General features: G+C 45.6%; 1 protein-coding gene. It reads left to right on the forward strand.

Annotation, left to right across the window (positions count from 1 at the left end; genetic code table 11):
• A partial coding sequence (locus ACF8FD_RS03305; RefSeq protein WP_392453158.1) for a GTP-binding protein occupies window positions 1-434 on the forward strand: 434 nt, incomplete at both ends.

A 434-nucleotide genomic window follows, 5' to 3' on the forward strand; every position in this document is an offset into this window, starting at 1 on the left:
CCACACGTTAACGTGGGCACAATCGGTCACGTTGACCATGGTAAAACAACTTTAACAGCTGCAATTGCAACTGTATGTGCGAAGAAATTCGGTGGCGAAGCGAAAGACTACGCTGCAATTGACTCTGCACCAGAAGAAAAAGCACGTGGTATTACAATTAATACTTCACACGTAGAATACGATTCTCCAACTCGTCACTACGCACACGTAGACTGCCCGGGCCACGCCGATTATGTTAAAAACATGATTACTGGTGCTGCTCAGATGGACGGCGCGATCCTTGTATGTGCAGCGACTGATGGTCCAATGCCACAGACTCGTGAACACATCCTTCTTTCTCGTCAGGTTGGTGTACCTTACATTCTTGTATTCCTTAACAAGTGTGACCTTGTTGATGATGAAGAGCTTCTTGAATTAGTAGAAATGGAAGTTCG

Source organism: Acinetobacter sp. TYF_19, from assembly GCF_043105125.1.
Taxonomy (GTDB): Bacteria; Pseudomonadota; Gammaproteobacteria; order Pseudomonadales; family Moraxellaceae; genus Acinetobacter; species Acinetobacter johnsonii.